A 15,904-nucleotide genomic window follows, 5' to 3' on the forward strand; every position below is an offset into this window, starting at 1 on the left:
ATTACACCCGGTGTTGCTGCTGCAGCCAGACGGCGAATGCGATGATGCCGGCCTTGACGACGAGCGCAGCGGCGTCGGGTACGCCATTGGCGAGCAGCGTGTAGCGCACCAACTGGATGGTCAGTGCGCCCAGCAGGGTGCCGATGATTGTGGCCTTTCCGCCACTCAACAGCGTGCCGCCCACCGCGACCGCCGCGATGGCGTCGAGTTCCATGCCCAGCCCCACGAGATTGGCGTCGCTGGAGGAGTTGATCGCAATGACGACGAGACCGGCTAGCCCCGCGCACAGGCCGCTGATCGCATAGACAGCGAGCTTGATCCTCGATACGGCGATGCCGGCGAGTTCAGAGGCCTTTTCATTGCCGCCGACCGCCAGGATGCTTCGCCCGAACACCGTGCGGTGAAGGGCCCAAGCGGCCACCGCAACCAGCACGGCCATGATGATGACCTGCGCGGGAATGCCGAGCGGGCGGGCAAGTCCGATCCACTGGAATTGCGGCACGCGGAAGGTCTGCAGATTGCCGTTGGTCATGACCTGCGCGATCCCGCGCCCGGCGATGAACAGCACGAGCGTTGCAACAATAGGTTGGATGCGGAAACGCGAGACCAACCAGCCATTGAACTGCCCGAACAGGCCGGCGACGAGGATCGAGGCAATCATCGCGACGGCTACCGCCAGATAGATGTTTCCGACCGGGAAGATCGTGCCCATGAAGATCATCGGCGCCAATGCGCCGGAGATCGCCATCAGCGAACCAACCGACAGGTCGATGCCGCCGGTGGCGATCACCAGGGTCATCCCCACCGCGACGATCACAATCGTGCAGACCTGGGTTAGGTTGACGTTGAGTGTCTGCAGCGTCGCGAAATTGCGCGTATAGGCAAGGTTGAAGACCACCAGCAGCACAAGCGCGATCACCGTGCCGTAGCGCGCCAGGAAACCGAACACATCAAAGCGGCGGTTTCCAGCGTCGTTGGCTGCGGATGGTGTGGCCAGATCGCTCACGCTGCCTCCTTCGCCGCGCCGCCATGCGCCATCGCCGCGAGCACGTCCTCCTCGTCGGCTGCCTGGCCTTCCAGTTCGGCCACCCTCACTCCTTCGCGCAGCACGAATATGCGGTCGGCTCCTTCCATCACTTCCTCGAGTTCCGAGGAGATCATCAGCACGCCGAGCCCGTCATCGGCAAGCTTGCGGATGAGGCGCTGGATCTCGGCCTTGGCCCCGACATCGATGCCGCGCGTCGGCTCATCGAGAATGAGCAGCTTCGGGTTCATTGCCAGCCAGCGGGCAAGCAGCACCTTTTGCTGGTTGCCGCCCGACAACTCGCGGACCTTCTGGTTAGGCCCCGAGCATTTGATGTCGAGTTCACGAATGAAGCGCTCGACGATCTCCTTCTGCCGGGCCTCGTTCAGGATGCCATTGCGGCTGATTTTCGGCAGCAGTGCCAGTGTTATGTTCTCCGCGACGGTCATTTCCGGCACGATGCCCTCGGCCTTGCGGTCCTCAGTGCAGAAGCCCATCCCTGCGGCGATGGCATCAGCGGCACGTGCGGGATGGTAGGACGCGCCCTCCATCGTCATCTCGCCTGCGCTCCGGCGGTCGGCGCCGAATACGAGGCGGGCTGTTTCGGTGCGGCCAGCGCCGAGCAAGCCGGCAAAGCCGGCGATCTCGCCGCGGCGCAGGTCGAAGCTCACGTCACGGACCAACTGGCCGGCTGCCAGCCTTTGCGCGGTAAACAGCACATCACCGATCCTCGACCGATCGCGTTCGCCGAACGCGGTCGCGTGGCCTTCGACGGCTGCGACGTCGCGGCCGAGCATGGCCGCGACCAGCTCCAGCTTGCCGATGTCGCTCATCGCCGCGCTTCGCACCGTGCGGCCGTCACGCATGATCGTGACCCGGTCGCAGACCTCGTACAACTCGTCGAGCTTGTGGCTGACGAACAGAACGGAGACGCCGTCGGCCTTGAGCTGACGGATAACGCTGAACAAGACCGAGACTTCACGCTCGTCCAGCGAGGAGGTCGGCTCATCCATGATCACGAGGCGGACGGAAAAGCCGATGGCGCGGGCGATCGCCACCATCTGCTGCGTGGCGGTGTTGAAATCGCTGAGCGGGCGGCGCACGTCGATGCCCATCGAGAAGCGGCTGAGCAGGCGCTCGGCTTCCGCATGCATCGCGCTCCAGTCGAGCAGGCCGCGGCGGCGCTTCTCGCGTCCAAGGCAGATGTTCTCGGTCACCGAGCGCAGCGGTACGAGATTGATCTCCTGGTAGATGGTGCTGATGCCGCTGACCTGCGCCTGATGCGGAGACCCAACTTCGAACGGCTTCCGTTCGAACAGCACCTGCCCCGCATCCCGGCGGTAATAGCCGGTGAGCACCTTGATAAGTGTCGATTTGCCCGCACCGTTCTGGCCGATGAGTGCGTGGATCTCGCCCGGAAGAACCTGGAGCGAGGCATCGGCCAGGGCAGGGATGCCGGCAAAACGCTTCTGGATGTCACGCATGTCCAGGAGCAGCGCGGCTTGGTCCGGCTGAGCGGTCATCGTCAAACTCCCAAACCCTACCCGCCGAAGCGGGTAGGGCAACTGGAAAGAAAGTGGATATCAGAACGCAATATCGAAGTCTTTCTTCGCGTTCGTGGCGTCGAAGAAGGCATCCTCGTTCTTGATGAACGGCGGGATCTTCTTGCCGGCCGCATAGTCGGCCATCGTAGCGAAGGCCTTCGGCCCGAACAGCGGACTACAAGCGCAGATAGCGCCGATCTTGCCGTCAATGATCGCCTGGACGCCTTCCTTCTCGCCGTCGATCGACAAGATCAGCACATCCTTGCCCGGGGTCTTGCCGGCTGCTTCCAAAGCGGCGATGGCGCCCAGCGCCATCTCATCATTATGCGCGTAGATGATATCCGCATCAGGGTGCGCCTGAAGCAGCGTCTCGGCGACCTGCCGGCCCTTGTCGCGGGCGAAGTCGCCGGACTGCGACGCCAGGATGGTGAACTGCGAGTGCTTGGCGATGAAATCGTCGAAGCCTTTCTTGCGGTCGGTAGCGGCCGAGGCTCCGGTCGTGCCTTCCAGCTCGATGATCTTCGACTTGCCATTGGCGTTCTTGACCAGCCATTCGCCGACGCGGGTCGCCTCCTCGATGAAATCCGAACCGATGAAGCAGACATAATCCTCGCTCGGCTTGGCCATGGTGTGATCAACGTCGCGGTCGACCAGAAACACCGGTATGCCGGCATCGCGCGCGGCAAGAATGACCGGCACCAGGGGCTTGTCTTCGCGGGGCGGCAGGAAGATTGCGTCGACGCCCTGCGCGATCATCGAGTTCACGTCGGAGGCCTGCTTGGCCGACGAACCGGCGGCATCCGTGTAGACCAACTGATGGCCAAGCTTGGCGGCTTCGTCCTGCATGCTCTTGGTCTCGGCAAGACGCCACGGATTGTTGCTTTCCGTCTGGGCGAAACCGACCTTGTACTTGTCCTTCTTGGCGAGCGGCGGGAGCGCCGCGAAGGCGCGTGAGCCGAGTGTCAGCGCGACCGCGCCGGCGGCGGAGCCAACCAGTAGTTTTCGACGGGTAATGATCATGCTCTTTCCTCCTTTATTGTCGCTTTCAGCGACTGTGTAATTTCCTCACGATATCGGCCCAGACGGCTTCGGCGATGACGCCGTCGGCAAGCTGGGTCAGGCGCTATGCCGCCTCCAAAATAAAGTCGGCGCAGCGGTCGCCCAGCATCATGGCGGGCGCCGCCGTATTGCCGGCATTGATGTTGGGGCAGGCCGACATGTCGGCAACCCGCAGATTGTCTATTCCGCGCACGCGCAGCGCCGCGTCCAGCACCGCCATCCGGTCGCTGTCCGAGCCCATCCGGCATGTCCCGGCCGGATGGTAGTTGGTCTTCACGAAGCGCTTGCAATGCTTTGTCATGGCTTCGTCGCTGAGATCATCCTGGCTTGGCACGGCAATGGCCTTGACCCGATCGGCGAGCGGCTTGGTCTGAAAAGCCTGCAGGAAATAACGCTGGCCGGAGATCATTTCCCTCATGTCGTCGGGATGTTTAAGGAGGTTCGGCGAAACGATCGGCATGTCCTTCGGATCCGCCGAACGCAGCCTCACGAAACCGCGCGACTTTGGCTTCACCACCACTGTCGTCACGGTAAGCCCATAGGTGTTCTCGACCAAGGTCAGGATATCGCGGTCCAGATAGACGTGCGGCACGCAGAAGGCCTGGATCGTCGGTTCGCCCTCGGGATCGGCCGGATTGACGAAGGCTCCGGCCTCCACCCCCGCTGACAGGATCGTGCCGGTGCCGAAGAGCTTGAAATGCAGGCCGTTCCTGATCATCCGCCAGCCTTGGCCCTGCCTGAAATAGCCGTATGGGCCGTTTGCGGTGGCGATGATCGGCACCTCTGGATGGTCGATCAGGTTTTCGCCGACCCCGGGCAGGTCGGCGACGCAGGAAATGCCGTGCCCGGCAAGCGCCTCGGCGGGGCCGATGCCGGACAGCATGAGCAGTTTCGGCGAGACGAGGGCACCGGACGAGACGATCACGTCGGCATCCGCATGGACGGTATGCTCGGCGCCCGACGCATCCGAGTAGATGACGCCGGTGACCCGACCTTTTTCGATCAGCAGCCGGCTGACTGTGCAATTGAGTTTCAGCGTCAGCTTGGGATCATTCGTCAGCGGCTCGATGAAGGCGTAGGCGGCGCTGCTCCGCTTTCCCCGCCGGTTCATGAACTGGTAGAAGCCGACCCCGCGCTGCGACGGTCCGTTGAAGTCATGGTTGTACGGCAATCCAAGGCCTTGGACGGCCTGGACGAACCAACGGGAAACATCATCGATGTGGCCTGGATCCGAGACCAGCAGCGGACCTTCGCTGCCATGCAGTTCGCCGCCGAGGCGGTTGTTTCCCTCCATGCCGGTGAAATGCGGCAGCACCGCCTGCCAGTTCCAGCGTACGCCGGCATTGTTGCCGCGCAGCAGCTCGTCCCATTCCTCATAATCGGCCGAGCGGCCTCGCATGTAGACCTGGGCGTTGACCGAGGTGCCGCCGCCCAGCACGTTGCCTTGCGAGATTTCATGGACGCGGCCGTCGAGATGGGCCTGCGGCTCGGTGCGGTGATAGCGCATGAATTTCGAGCCGTTGATCATCTTGAAGATGCCGGGCGGCATGTCGAGCAAGGGATGATGATGGGAATGGCCGGCCTCCAGCAGCAGGGTTCGCCGTCCCGCTTTGACAAGCCTTGCCGTCGCGACGCAGCCGGCTGCTCCGCCGCCCACCACGATATGGTCGTAGGACTGCGTCATGCTTCCGGCGCCTCACGGCTTTCGAATGTACCGCGGACATACTCCCAGGCCGCCGAGAGGTGGTTGAGCAGCGCCCGCTCGGCGCCGTCAGGATCTCGCTCAATGATGGCCGTGCAGATTTCACGATGGCTGAGGAAATTCACGCGGTTGCGCTCGGGCGACCGTGGCATGCGCATCCAATGCGGCGACAGCCAGGCGGTAAATGCCTTGTGCACGACAGGCAGCACCGGGTTGCGCGCGATATCATAGAGCGCTGCGTGGAACGCCACGTCCGTCGCATAGAATTTCTCGGAATCCGGGATCGCCGCCTCGTTCATCGCCAGCGCCGCCCTCAGGGCTGCGATGTCATCCTTGCGGGCATGGATGGCGGCGTTGCGCGCCAGCGACGCCTCGAGGAAGACGCGCATGTCGTAGAGGTTCTTCACGCCCGCCTGGTCGCTCAGCAGATGTCCTACGATGCCGTCGAGGGCGCCGAGCGCGGCATCCAGGCCAGGCCGGCGCGCCACGGGCCGGAACCGCGGACGCGCTTCCACCAGGCCGCGGCTGGCCAGGCGCGCAATCGCCTCACGCACAACGCCCCGGCCCACACCATACTCGATCATCAGTTCGCGCTCGGCCGGCAGGTAGCTGCCGTCGCCAAGCCTTCCGGACGTGATGTCGGCCTCTATGCCGGCCACCATCGCGTCGGCCGCGCGGGCGGCGAGAATAGCCGCGGGCATCTCAGGACGCTCTTCCGTATCCAGCAAGCCTTTTCCTCCCAGATGGTCCTGTTATTAGAAGGTAAATCGGACCAAAGCACAAGCGGATTGATGCTTTTGTAGGACCAAAAATGACGGATTGGCTTCAGAACCGCTGAAAGATCAGCCACATTGTTGCCAGTCAGCGCTGCCGGTGCAATTATGGTCCGATGAAAAAACGTGAATGGAGCGCAGCATGAGCCGCACCGAAATCAAGGAAGTCGAGACCCGGCTGTTCCGGGTCCCACTGCGTGAGGTGATGACCGATGCCAAGCACGGCGCGCACACGCATTTCGAGCTGGTCACCGTCACGCTGAGGCTTGCCGACGGCACCGAGGGCACAGGCTACACCTACACCGGCGGCAGGGGCGGCTATGCGATCAAGGCAATGATCGATCACGACCTCGCGCCGTTCCTCAAGGCTCGCGACACGACGCAGATCGACACGATTTACGACGGCATGCTCTGGCACATCCACTATGTCGGGCGCGGCGGCATCGCTTCTTTCGCGATTTCGGCGATCGACATCGCGTTGTGGGACCTCAAGGGCCGGCGTAGCGGCCTGCCGCTTTGGCAGATGGCGGGCGGGGCCGGGAAGAGCGCCAAGGCCTATCGCGGCGGCATCGACCTAAACTTTACCCTCGATCAGCTTTTGGCCAGCATCGATTCCTATCTCAATGGCGGCTTCACCGGGGTGAAGATCAAGGTCGGCAAGGACGACCTGGCCGAGGATGTGGCCCGGGTGAAGGCAGTTCGCGAGCGCATAGGACCTCATGTCACCTTTATGGTTGACGCTAACTACGCGCTCGACGTCCCGCGAGCGATCGAGGCAGCGAGAGCATTCGCCGCCTACGATCTGCTGTGGTTCGAGGAGCCCATCATACCCGACGACTATGAGGGTTACGCCAGCATTGCCAAGGCGACCGGAATGCCCCTGGCAATGGGAGAAAACCTGCATGTCATCGAGGAGTTCGAGCATGCCTTCGCTTGGTCGAATCTCAGCTACATCCAACCCGACGCCTCCAACTGCGGCGGGGTCACAGGCTGGCTGCGCGTGGCGGCGCTCTCACGCAAGGCTGGCATTCCGGTCTGCAGTCACGGGATGCAGGAACTTCATGTCAGTCTCGTTGCAGGTCAGACAAATGCCGGCTGGGTGGAGGCGCATAGTTTCGATATTGACCTTTACACCACCGAGCCGCTTAGGCTTCAGGATGGTTTGGCGATAGCACCCGACGAGCCTGGAGTGGGCGTTGTCTTCGACTGGCGCAAATTGGCGGATTTTCGCCAATAGCGCCCCCTGAACGGCGGCACGGCCGCATGCATTTTGTCCGGATCCTGATTCCTCGTTCCGGCAACGCGGAGAGCCCTTCGACAGGAAGACTTCGACCGTCTGAAGAACGAATTCGCCGCCGCCGCAGCCAGCGGGCATACCGCTTATCGGATGCCACACTTACATTTGTAATTGCAGCGACGCTTCACCGGCTTTAACTCACGCGATCATAGCAGCGACACGACAAATGCAGGCGGCCGCCCGAACACCGGCAGAAGCTGCAAGCATTGGGTGCGCCTGCAGGGAGGCGGCGATGGTTGCAACGCGTACGGACACTGCGCATGCGGTTATGGAGGACTTCATTCTATCGCGGCACCGCTCACTGGTCCGCGAAGTTGGATTTTACGAGGCTATGAGTCAAACCCGACAAGCGATCGCCGCATCGCGCGAGGTGCTGAGGCGCTTTCGCGAACGTCAGGGCGACGACACTGCTCGAGCAAAGAATGCAGACCGTGGTCCTGTCGCCGTGTCAGCCTTCGATGCCGACATCATACGCGCTGCATGCCGAGATCTGATCGCGGAGATGAACGTGCCCGAGTGTCAATGGCGCGAGCTGGCGCGAAGTCTGGTGCGCGAATTCGTGGCCTGCGAGGAGACCGAAGCCGGTTTGGTGGATTGGATCGTCCGCCGGCCAGCGATGACGAAGACGGACGAGGCCGGCCGACCGGAGCCAGCCGGCGAGGCGGCGAATGAGCCAGGAGTCAGTCGACCGCAATCAACGCGAGCAAGCAGATCTCCCGGCGACTTGTTGCGCCGAACTGCGGTGGTCCCAGGATCGGAAACTTTGGCGAGCGGCTTGGACACATCTGATCCTCCTCGTTTTTAGGCGTCCGGCCCCGTGTCCGCATTCGGAGACGAATGCGTCCAGCCGACTGTCTAAGGCAGACGGCGACGGCCATGTCGCGTTGCTCCCGGCCTTCGCTCACAAAGGAGCCCAAGCCGGACGCCAACCAGGCTGCATTAGGCCAATGGGAACAATTTGCGCGGGCCGAGCTTGGGCTAGCGTCGTACAGAGGTGCAAGTATGCAAGATAATTTTGACCGAGCTTCATCCGTCGCGGAGGTTGCGGAATCATTCGTGAGATCCCGGAGGCCGTTCTCTGTCGTATCGACCCGGGATGCGGTCACGATTGTCAGGAAACAGGCAGCTTTTTGCGAGCATACGGATGGCGAGCTTGCGGAGTTGGTGGCGGCAATTGCGGTCAGGCATGGTCGATTGGTCGCGTTCGATCTTGATCTCGACGACACAGGCTTGGAGATCGGTCGCGCAGCATAGCCAACGCCTCACGCAATGAGATAGCCACCGTCAACCGGCAAAATTGCCCCAGTGATGAATCCCGCGAGCGGCGAACACAAGAACAAGGCGGGGCCGGTCAGGTCGCCCGGCGTACCCCAGCGACCCATCGGAGTGCGTTTCATCAATTCCGCGTTGCGAGCTGGATCGGCCCGTGGCGCGGCGGTCATGGCGGTCTCGATCCAGCCAGGCGCCAATGCGTTTACGCGGATGCCATCCCCGGCATAGGCGATGGCGAGCGACTTGGTAAGTTGCACGATGGCGCCCTTGGATGCGGCGTAAGCCGGCGCATGAGCCGCGCCGAAAAACGCGAACATCGAGGCGATGTTGACGATGGCGCCCCCGTTCGAGAGTGCCCCTCGGAACGCGCTCGCACTCCGCATGGAGCCGGTGAGATTGATATCGACCACCGTTTCGAAACCCTGGACAGTGAATTCGGCGGCGCGCAGGTTTACCCCTGCGCAATTTACGAGCGCTGCAACGGATGTGAACTGACTGGAATATCCTTCGACCGCAGTCATGTCCCGGACGTCGAGTACTGAATACGAGACGGGGGTGCCGCATGCACGAGCGGCCGCTACCTCGGCGGCCGTGGCCCCCGTCGCGTGGACGATTGCCCCGGCCCCGGCGAACGCCATGGCGATGCCGTTTCCGATGCCTGTCGTGCCTCCGGTAATGACGACGGTCTTGCCCGCGAAGAAGGGCATCGCCCATATGGAATCGGTCACCAAGATCTCCTCGTTTCGCCTCTGTGGCGGAGCGCGAACTTACCGCAGCGGAAGACAAACGGGCGGATGTCTACCGCACGAATTGATCGACGAAATCGTCCCCGAGACCCACGCTCGCATAGTGGCTTCTGCACATGTCGATCTTGGTGAAAACGTCCTCGAAACCAATCTGCTTGTTATCCTTGTCCAGGTAAACCATGCAGCCGGAGATGTTGAAGAAGGTGATCATCTCGGGCACGTCGCTTGGGACCGTGAGCGTGTGGATTTCACCGGGCGGCTCGAAAACGTAAGATCCGGTCTCTGCCACCCAGTCGTGTTCAAGGTAGTGCCAACGCCCCTTGATCACATAGCCATGCACGGGGGCCGGATGCAGATGACGGCTTAATATCCCGGCCCGGCGTACGCGGAGCAGATTGCACCACTGGCCTTGCATTGTGTTGAGCATAAGTGGTCGGAACCACACGCCCTTAGCCTGTGGGACCCAGACACGCTCGTCTTCGGGGACGGCAGCGATCGCGATCTCTTTCGGTGCCAGGGGATGGGCGGAGCCGTTGAAGGATTGATACATAGGAACCTCTGTCGCCAATTCATTGGAGTCCATATCAGCGCGATCCTAACAACTGGGCCGAGTTCTGCCGAGGCGCAATCGGGCGCCCACGCATTGGGAAAGTTGTCGGCGCGCGCCCGCCCGCTGCCGCGACCGCAAGCGGGAAGGGTTTCGGGATGGTCCGTTGGGCGTCGAAGACGATCAGTGGGTTCCTTCTTGCCTTATCATGCGGCTATCCGGGAGTGCACCGGGCTGGTTCTGGTCTGGAAGCCCCGGTTTCGGACTTCCAAGGCCAGCAAGGCGAGTTCGACCTCGTCCAATCGCGACGGGCGTGCATTTTCCGGCATGCCTTCGGCGGTGGCCAGGTCGATCAGATACTCGTTCCAGGCCCAGTTCTTGAGCACAGCGCGTTTCTCGTCGGGTGCGAGCACCGGGTCGTCCACGACCTCCATCGGAGAGGCGTAGAATGTCTCGGGCTCCGAAAGCGCCGTCTGTATGTGCGCTGCCTGTGCACCGGCGCCATAGCCGTGACTTGCCTGGAGCCAAGCCAAATGCAGCCGCTGCCAAACCAGGTCGGAAAAGGCCTGTTTCTCCTCCGATACATGTTGTCTCCTGATCTTGGCCGGGGAAGCAGGAGGTGCCGCCTGCACCACGTAATTGAGGCCTCGACGCTCGGCATAACGGATCGCCGCTTCCAGCGTCGGAAAGTTCAGTTCAACCTGGGTCAGGGTGTCCCGGCCACCGGTATAGCCCATCAGCGGCTCGATGAACGGGGCTGTGCGGCGTTCGAAGACCAATCGCCAGTCCTTGCGGGGCTTTGCCGAGGTCATGGCCGAGCGGCAGGGCTGGTAGATCCGCGCCGTTGCGCCGTCCGGAAACACTGACCGTCCCATTGACAAAGCCGGCCCGTCTAGACGAGGCCGATTGTCATTGTCCGGCCGGACGGACGTCTTGGTTAGGTTTCTGTTGTCGCTGCTTTGAACTGTCTCCATTGCCTGTCCCTCCCGTTATGAAGGGTCGCACGGGCAGCGGCCGTAAGGGCCGCCACCCATACTGCATCCGTCAGTTCTTCCCGTTGATTGCGATCCGCTTGGCCTTCGCCTGCGCCCGCTCGGTCTTGGGCAACGTCACGGTCAGCACCCCGTTCTTGAAGGCGGCGTTGACCTTGTCTTCTTCAACCTCGTAGCCGAGCGGAATGAGGCGCTCGAAGCGACCGTAGAAGCGCTCGGAGAACTGCCGGTCCTTGTCCTCGGTCTCGGAACGCTTCTCACCTTTAAGCTTGAGCGCCCCATTTTCCAGCAGGACTTCTATGTCGCTCTCGTCCAGGCCAGGTATTTCCGCCGTGACGCGGACTTCCTTGTCCGTGTCGGAGATTTCGACATTCGGCCAACTGGCGGCGAAAGAGGGACCGAAGGCCGGCAGTCTGGCGCCAAAGCTGCGGAAGGCGTCATCGAACAGCCGGTTTACCTCCCGGTGGAGGGAGACGAAGGGGTCTCGATCTCCGTCGGGGAAGAGACTGGGCGCCGAGTTTCCGTTGCCCCGGCCCCATGGGATCAAGTCACGTACGCTCATTGTCTTTCTCCTTTCGTAGGTCTCTGAGTCGGGCGGGACGCCCGGCTCAAGCGAAAGCCTTCATGGTGGATTGCTCAGGCGGCCAGCTTGTCGGTCTCGACCTTGGGCGCCTCGATCTTCGGCATGGGAGCCCCGCTGGAGATTTCGATCTTGCGCGGTTTCATCTCCTCGGGAACCTCGCGCTTGAGATCGATGCTCAGCAGCCCGTTCTCAAGGCTGGCGCCCTCGACTTTGACATGATCGGCCAGTTCGAACCGACGCTCGAAAGCGCGCCCGTTGATGCCGCGGTACAGATACCGGCCGTTCTCATCGCCGGATTGCGACCCGCTCACAACCAGCATGTTGGGCTGGTGGGTGACGGTCAGCTGGTCCTGCGGGAAACCGGCGACCGCCATCGTGATGCGATACTGATCATCATCAACCTTGGCGATATCGTAGGGCGGCCAGTTGTCGAACGAGGCCACACGGCTCGCACATTCAAGCATGTCGACCATGCGGTCGAAGCCGATGCTGGACCGGTATAGAGGGGTAAAATCGAGGTTTGTCTTCATAGCCACATCCTCCTTGAGCAACATGGACAACAGAAGGCGCCAAGAGCCTTGCCGCCTCCTGGTGTTGCCGGCCCCATTGGGCGGCCGGCGACCATCATTTAGAATCGCGACGTGCACCTTCAAGAGGAAGAATAGGAAAATTTTCATCGGCAATCTGGGCGAACGCACCGATGCCACACCCCTCCCGCCGGCGGGGTCACTCGCCGACGGGTCCATGGTGCAAGAACAACTACGTCGCCCTTAAATCCGATCGACGAATGGTACGAACGCGGCCACTGCCGCGCTGTCACTGCAGTCAGGACCGGCACGCTCATCCGATTGATCCAACTGTTGCAACGCATCCATGATCGTGTCGAAGCTGACCGGTTCACCCGCTCCCGGCAGCATGCGAAGCGCTGGCACGGATTCTACGGCGCAGGCATCCGATGCCCATGACGAAAGAATGGCGCGCTTCTCCTGAGCGTCCAGGGCAACATCGGCCAAAACGTCGTGGGGATGTTTGAAATGCCGCGCCGGATGCAGCAAGCGGTCCAGAAAACGTTGGGGGGCCACGAGTTCAATCGATGCAAAATAGGTCGAAATGGGTCCTTCCATGGATGGTCCTCCGCTTCAGACAATCTCATGCGAGTTTGGCGGCTCTCGCCAGCGGCTGTCGCGATCACGACCAGGCAGATCATCCAGGAACGACGCTCAACGACTTTCCCTAGGTGATGTCGATACCGAGACTCATCGTCCGGCACCCTGGGCGGCTCGATCACGACCGAAGCGAACGAGCCGTTCGCGATCGGGGGTGGCGATGCTGCACTTCCCCAGATGTTCGGAGCATAGCGAGGGCTGCGGCCTTGGAGCGGCGAGGGGACTTGCCTACATCGCACAGGTCGTCGATATGGAGGTCGATGAGTTCGCCGAAGGCTTCAGGCAGGCTATACAGTCTCACTGCGATCGACTTGGTGTCGGTGCCCCAGCGCCGCGCATCGTCGCGTTGCAGGAAGGTCTCGCTGACGCAGCGTGTGCGGTAGGTTCTAAGGTTCTGATGTTAAACAGAAGCTGAAAAATCAAGAGCATAGACTGGCCATTGCACCGATGATGGATAGGGAAGATAGATCAATAAAATCAAATATTTATGAGGGTTCGTGTGCAAATACTGCACACGCAAGTTCCGCTTCTCTTCTTTTTTCGTTCCTACGAGGGAGCTGCCGAAAGGCCTTTTCGGACCCTCTTTTGCCGACGATACTATCCGCTCCAATGCGAATAAGCATCAGTGGAGGCAGACCACAAACCCTGGCCGACGTTGAAGTCAAAACATCCGGGGCGGCCTTCTTCTTGTCGGGGTCGATCACCGGCAGTGGCGCAGTCGGCTCATGGAGCGGGGGCGACAGCCCAATTCATGACGAGATTGCTTTGACCAACGATCGGCCTGTTGCGACCGACGCATGGTCGATACCCACAACAGAGAACGATGCGACCAGAGATTTCACAGTCACCCTGTCCGGCTCTGTCATCAAGGCCGTGGGCATCTCGTTCCAGTAAGGATCAGCCGGCGATTCGCCATTCCAAGGCCAAGCTAAGGGCACCTAGTGGGCCATATCGCGCAGAGGCTTCTTGCGCTTCGGCGGCACATAGGCCTGCACCAGCCTGACCTTGTCGATGTCGACCGTGACCGGCGGTCCAGTATAATTGTCACCTTGCCGCCTTCCTCGTCGACATAGGTGACGTTGCCGACGAGTTCGATCTGCTGCCCGCGCTTCACCTTCGTCGTGCGATCGAGGATCGAATGGGGGAAGTTGTAGCTGTGTATGCTGACGCTGACGTGGTCCTCGTCGACCCGCCTGCGCACTGTGGCCGTTATCGCCACCTCGTCGCCGATGCCTATTCCCCGAGCCATGACAGGATTCTGGAGCGGACAGCTTTTTAGTCGAGATGTAGCTAATATACGGCGCAGCCCTTGGCGGACTGACGGGCGCCACGGCCGAATCTGCCTATTTCCCAGCCGGCCAGGCCTGGCGCGTAGGCTGACTACCAAGATATATACGCTCATGCTAATATGAGGGCACCACACCTTATGAAGTAGGCAAAGGTGGAGCATGGTCAACGAGTCGGTGACAACCTACGTTGTGAGCGTGTTTGAAGCGCCGAACTGGCGCACGGTGCTTACGACCAACGACAAGGCTAAAGCCTTGGCCTGGGCGAGAGAGATCGGCGAAAACGTGCAGGTCGAGGAGATCACGCCGGAGCCAAAGGGTGCTAGCGCTGAGTAAAACGGCTGGTTGCTGCTGGGCGGCTGGCCGGAAGGACCGTTATCCTGCCGGAATTGATCAAGCGCGACCGTGACGAGTGCTGCCTTGCCTTGCAGGCGGCTCACGTCGCGTTTGCCAAGACAGGGGAGCCGGATTTGCAAATTGCCACGCCTAGGCCGATACCGAGGCCGAGGAACAGCTTACCTGCCGCATCGATGGCGAAGGCGCGAGCAGGGCGCCACACGTCCTGGCTAGGTTCTCTGAGGGCGCTGGCGATAGATCGAAGATCGCTTCCATGACCAGATTCTAGATCCAAATCGCGAATATGTGCGGCGGGTTTCTCGCAACAAAAACGGGCGCTACTTCTTCGTGATCCAATCCAGCAAGCCGGCTTCGATCTGCTCACACCCGACAAATTCGCGTACCAAGCATTCAGCAACAACGCGCCACTGACACTCGGGCACGTCTGCATCCCTGACTAGGTTTTGAAATGCGGAGCGGAGAACGTCGGCATCGAACCCCGATATGCGCATCGGCGCGAGATCGTCCTCGTCTTCGAGCACCTGGGCCATATCTTCGCGGTAGCGTTGCGAAGGCGCTTGAGCAGTTCGCGCGACTCTTGGATGGCTTGCCGGGTGTGGTCCATGTGGCTGCGGAACGCAGCTGTTCCGGTCATCGACCGGCTCTGCAACTGAAAGCTGGTTTCCATCACCGCACGTGCGGTTTCTAAATGCTTTATTAGATCCATCGCGGCCTCCCTTCCGGCGAAGGGAGTTATTTACTCTCTTTTTAGCGAAGGAGGTTCAAAGGTACGGTTTCGTACAGGGGAGGCCCCGGCCTAATCAGCCAAGATTGAGCGTGGTCGGCGCTGTCGGGGGCAACGTTACAGTTGGGTGACGTGACGGTGCCGACCACACTGGAGAGTGGCATTAACCACACCCCGATCCTACCCGCAGAATGACAGCGCAGCAATTAAGCCTGATGGTCTAATCCGCGCTGCAACCATAACCCGATTTAAACTCGGTCCCTTCCCGAGTGCCCGTATGAGTTTGAGCTGTGAAGCACCTGCGCGGCGAGGAGGACCTCCGCCACGCCTCACTGCAGGACTTCCGCGAGGAGAACTAGCCCGGAGGCTTCTCCCGCGGCTGTGCCGGTCCTGTCATGTTCGGCTGGATGAATGGCGCCCTCTTGCCGGTAATGGTCTCAATCGACTTCAACAGCGGTCGATGGACCTCACGTAGAGCTTGGTAGTGCTCGCTGTGATACGCCAGGAGCGGCCCGACGATGCTCTTGTGCAGCGCTTCGGCTGCCGCGATGAAGCGCTCGATTTCAGCCCGGGAAAGCTGTTCGGAAGGTTTGGTTCTGGCCATTGGCGATCTCCGCTTGAGGGGGTCGCCGCAACGAGGACTACAATCCTACATGCCGGACTGCCTCACAATAGGGCTCGCTGGCCTACTTCGAGGGAAGCGATAGGACCAGCGTCAGCATGATCCTCATTGCCCCCGTCCGCAAGCGGCCACCGAAGACCCTATTTCCTCAGCCTATCTGGTCTCGGCAAAATGACGCGCGAAGCTCCCCTGGAGCCTTGCGGAATCTTC

General features: G+C 61.3%; 16 protein-coding genes. 3 read left to right on the top strand and 13 right to left on the bottom strand.

Going from position 1 to position 15,904, the window contains the following annotated elements; all coding sequences use genetic code 11:
• Position 1: 1 nt before the first annotated feature.
• The 5 genes from NKI96_RS30220 to NKI96_RS30240 form a co-directional block, all read right to left on the bottom strand.
• Entirely contained in the window at positions 2-1,006 is a 1,005-nt protein-coding gene (locus NKI96_RS30220) for an ABC transporter permease (RefSeq protein ID WP_502900312.1), read from the bottom strand.
• Positions 1,003-2,547 carry a sugar ABC transporter ATP-binding protein gene (locus NKI96_RS30225; protein ID WP_352807569.1) on the bottom strand — a complete coding sequence of 515 codons (1,545 nt, stop codon included), beginning with the start codon at positions 2,545-2,547 and terminating at the stop codon, positions 1,003-1,005. The genes NKI96_RS30220 and NKI96_RS30225 overlap by 4 nt, the downstream gene beginning before the upstream one ends.
• 60 nt (positions 2,548-2,607) lie before the next feature.
• Positions 2,608-3,588 carry an ABC transporter substrate-binding protein gene (locus NKI96_RS30230; RefSeq protein ID WP_023706879.1) on the bottom strand — a complete coding sequence of 327 codons (981 nt, stop codon included), beginning with the start codon at positions 3,586-3,588 and terminating at the stop codon, positions 2,608-2,610.
• Between the two features lie 103 nt (positions 3,589-3,691).
• Entirely contained in the window at positions 3,692-5,311 is a 1,620-nt protein-coding gene (locus NKI96_RS30235) for a GMC family oxidoreductase (RefSeq protein WP_352807571.1), read from the bottom strand.
• On the bottom strand, positions 5,308-6,057 hold the full coding sequence (locus NKI96_RS30240) for an FCD domain-containing protein (RefSeq protein ID WP_023748427.1): 750 nt from the start codon (positions 6,055-6,057) through the stop codon (positions 5,308-5,310). The genes NKI96_RS30235 and NKI96_RS30240 overlap by 4 nt, the downstream gene beginning before the upstream one ends.
• Positions 6,058-6,244: 187 nt before the next feature.
• On the opposite strand from NKI96_RS30240, the gene NKI96_RS30245 reads away from it, so the two are divergent.
• Both NKI96_RS30245 and NKI96_RS30250 read left to right on the top strand, forming a co-directional pair.
• Complete coding sequence (locus NKI96_RS30245) at positions 6,245-7,339, top strand: mandelate racemase/muconate lactonizing enzyme family protein (protein WP_023745094.1); 1,095 nt, start codon at positions 6,245-6,247, stop codon at positions 7,337-7,339.
• 292 nt (positions 7,340-7,631) lie between these two features.
• Positions 7,632-8,204 (top strand): hypothetical protein, encoded by a 573-nt coding sequence (locus NKI96_RS30250; protein WP_196814988.1) that lies wholly within the window; start codon positions 7,632-7,634, stop codon positions 8,202-8,204.
• Positions 8,205-8,661: 457 nt separating this feature from the next.
• Here NKI96_RS30250 and NKI96_RS30255 read toward each other — a convergent pair whose 3' ends face one another.
• The 6 genes from NKI96_RS30255 to NKI96_RS30280 all read right to left on the bottom strand — a co-directional run bounded on the left by NKI96_RS30255 (position 8,662) and on the right by NKI96_RS30280 (position 12,663).
• Positions 8,662-9,399: an SDR family NAD(P)-dependent oxidoreductase gene (locus tag NKI96_RS30255; protein ID WP_245260122.1), complete on the bottom strand. Its 738-nt coding sequence runs from the start codon at positions 9,397-9,399 to the stop codon at positions 8,662-8,664.
• A gap of 70 nt (positions 9,400-9,469) precedes the next feature.
• Entirely contained in the window at positions 9,470-9,967 is a 498-nt protein-coding gene (locus NKI96_RS30260) for a 2,4'-dihydroxyacetophenone dioxygenase family protein (protein ID WP_023752250.1), read from the bottom strand.
• 203 nt (positions 9,968-10,170) lie between these two features.
• On the bottom strand, positions 10,171-10,827 hold the full coding sequence (locus NKI96_RS30265; protein WP_352807573.1) for an NADH dehydrogenase ubiquinone Fe-S protein 4: 657 nt from the start codon (positions 10,825-10,827) through the stop codon (positions 10,171-10,173).
• A gap of 181 nt (positions 10,828-11,008) precedes the next feature.
• On the bottom strand, positions 11,009-11,518 hold the full coding sequence (locus tag NKI96_RS30270; RefSeq protein ID WP_023752253.1) for an Hsp20/alpha crystallin family protein: 510 nt from the start codon (positions 11,516-11,518) through the stop codon (positions 11,009-11,011).
• Between the two features lie 74 nt (positions 11,519-11,592).
• On the bottom strand, positions 11,593-12,069 hold the full coding sequence (locus NKI96_RS30275; RefSeq protein WP_352807581.1) for an Hsp20 family protein: 477 nt from the start codon (positions 12,067-12,069) through the stop codon (positions 11,593-11,595).
• A gap of 240 nt (positions 12,070-12,309) precedes the next feature.
• On the bottom strand, positions 12,310-12,663 hold the full coding sequence (locus tag NKI96_RS30280) for a hypothetical protein (RefSeq protein WP_023672653.1): 354 nt from the start codon (positions 12,661-12,663) through the stop codon (positions 12,310-12,312).
• A gap of 1,490 nt (positions 12,664-14,153) precedes the next feature.
• Between NKI96_RS30280 and NKI96_RS30285 the strand changes: the two genes are divergently transcribed.
• The gene (locus NKI96_RS30285; RefSeq protein WP_023672650.1) at positions 14,154-14,327 is read left to right on the top strand and encodes a hypothetical protein; all 174 of its coding nucleotides are present in this window, start codon (positions 14,154-14,156) and stop codon (positions 14,325-14,327) included.
• Positions 14,328-14,665: 338 nt separating this feature from the next.
• Here NKI96_RS30285 and NKI96_RS30290 read toward each other — a convergent pair whose 3' ends face one another.
• On the bottom strand, positions 14,666-14,878 hold the full coding sequence (locus NKI96_RS30290; RefSeq protein WP_023822660.1) for a hypothetical protein: 213 nt from the start codon (positions 14,876-14,878) through the stop codon (positions 14,666-14,668).
• Between the two features lie 549 nt (positions 14,879-15,427).
• Positions 15,428-15,676, bottom strand: coding sequence for a hypothetical protein (locus NKI96_RS30295; protein WP_023672647.1), 249 nt, complete (start codon positions 15,674-15,676; stop codon positions 15,428-15,430).
• Between the last annotated feature and the right edge of the window lie 228 nt (positions 15,677-15,904).

The sequence above is a fragment of the Mesorhizobium sp. M0292 genome (genome assembly GCF_040321695.1).
Classification (GTDB): domain Bacteria; phylum Pseudomonadota; class Alphaproteobacteria; order Rhizobiales; family Rhizobiaceae; genus Mesorhizobium.

Excerpts from the sequence above, each read along its gene's own strand:
- NKI96_RS30245 (WP_023745094.1), top strand. The coding sequence starts at position 6,245 with ATGAGCCGCACCGAAATCAAGGAAGTCGAGACCCGGCTGTTCCGGGTC.
- NKI96_RS30295 (WP_023672647.1), bottom strand. The coding sequence starts at position 15,676 with ATGGCCAGAACCAAACCTTCCGAACAGCTTTCCCGGGCTGAAATCGAG.
- NKI96_RS30225 (WP_352807569.1), bottom strand. The coding sequence starts at position 2,547 with ATGACCGCTCAGCCGGACCAAGCCGCGCTGCTCCTGGACATGCGTGAC.
- NKI96_RS30280 (WP_023672653.1), bottom strand. The coding sequence starts at position 12,663 with ATGGAAGGACCCATTTCGACCTATTTTGCATCGATTGAACTCGTGGCC.
- NKI96_RS30285 (WP_023672650.1), top strand. The coding sequence starts at position 14,154 with ATGGTCAACGAGTCGGTGACAACCTACGTTGTGAGCGTGTTTGAAGCG.
- NKI96_RS30275 (WP_352807581.1), bottom strand. The coding sequence starts at position 12,069 with ATGAAGACAAACCTCGATTTTACCCCTCTATACCGGTCCAGCATCGGC.
- NKI96_RS30235 (WP_352807571.1), bottom strand. The coding sequence starts at position 5,311 with ATGACGCAGTCCTACGACCATATCGTGGTGGGCGGCGGAGCAGCCGGC.
- NKI96_RS30250 (WP_196814988.1), top strand. The coding sequence starts at position 7,632 with ATGGTTGCAACGCGTACGGACACTGCGCATGCGGTTATGGAGGACTTC.
- NKI96_RS30230 (WP_023706879.1), bottom strand. The coding sequence starts at position 3,588 with ATGATCATTACCCGTCGAAAACTACTGGTTGGCTCCGCCGCCGGCGCG.
- NKI96_RS30260 (WP_023752250.1), bottom strand. The coding sequence starts at position 9,967 with ATGTATCAATCCTTCAACGGCTCCGCCCATCCCCTGGCACCGAAAGAG.
- NKI96_RS30270 (WP_023752253.1), bottom strand. The coding sequence starts at position 11,518 with ATGAGCGTACGTGACTTGATCCCATGGGGCCGGGGCAACGGAAACTCG.
- NKI96_RS30290 (WP_023822660.1), bottom strand. The coding sequence starts at position 14,878 with ATGGCCCAGGTGCTCGAAGACGAGGACGATCTCGCGCCGATGCGCATA.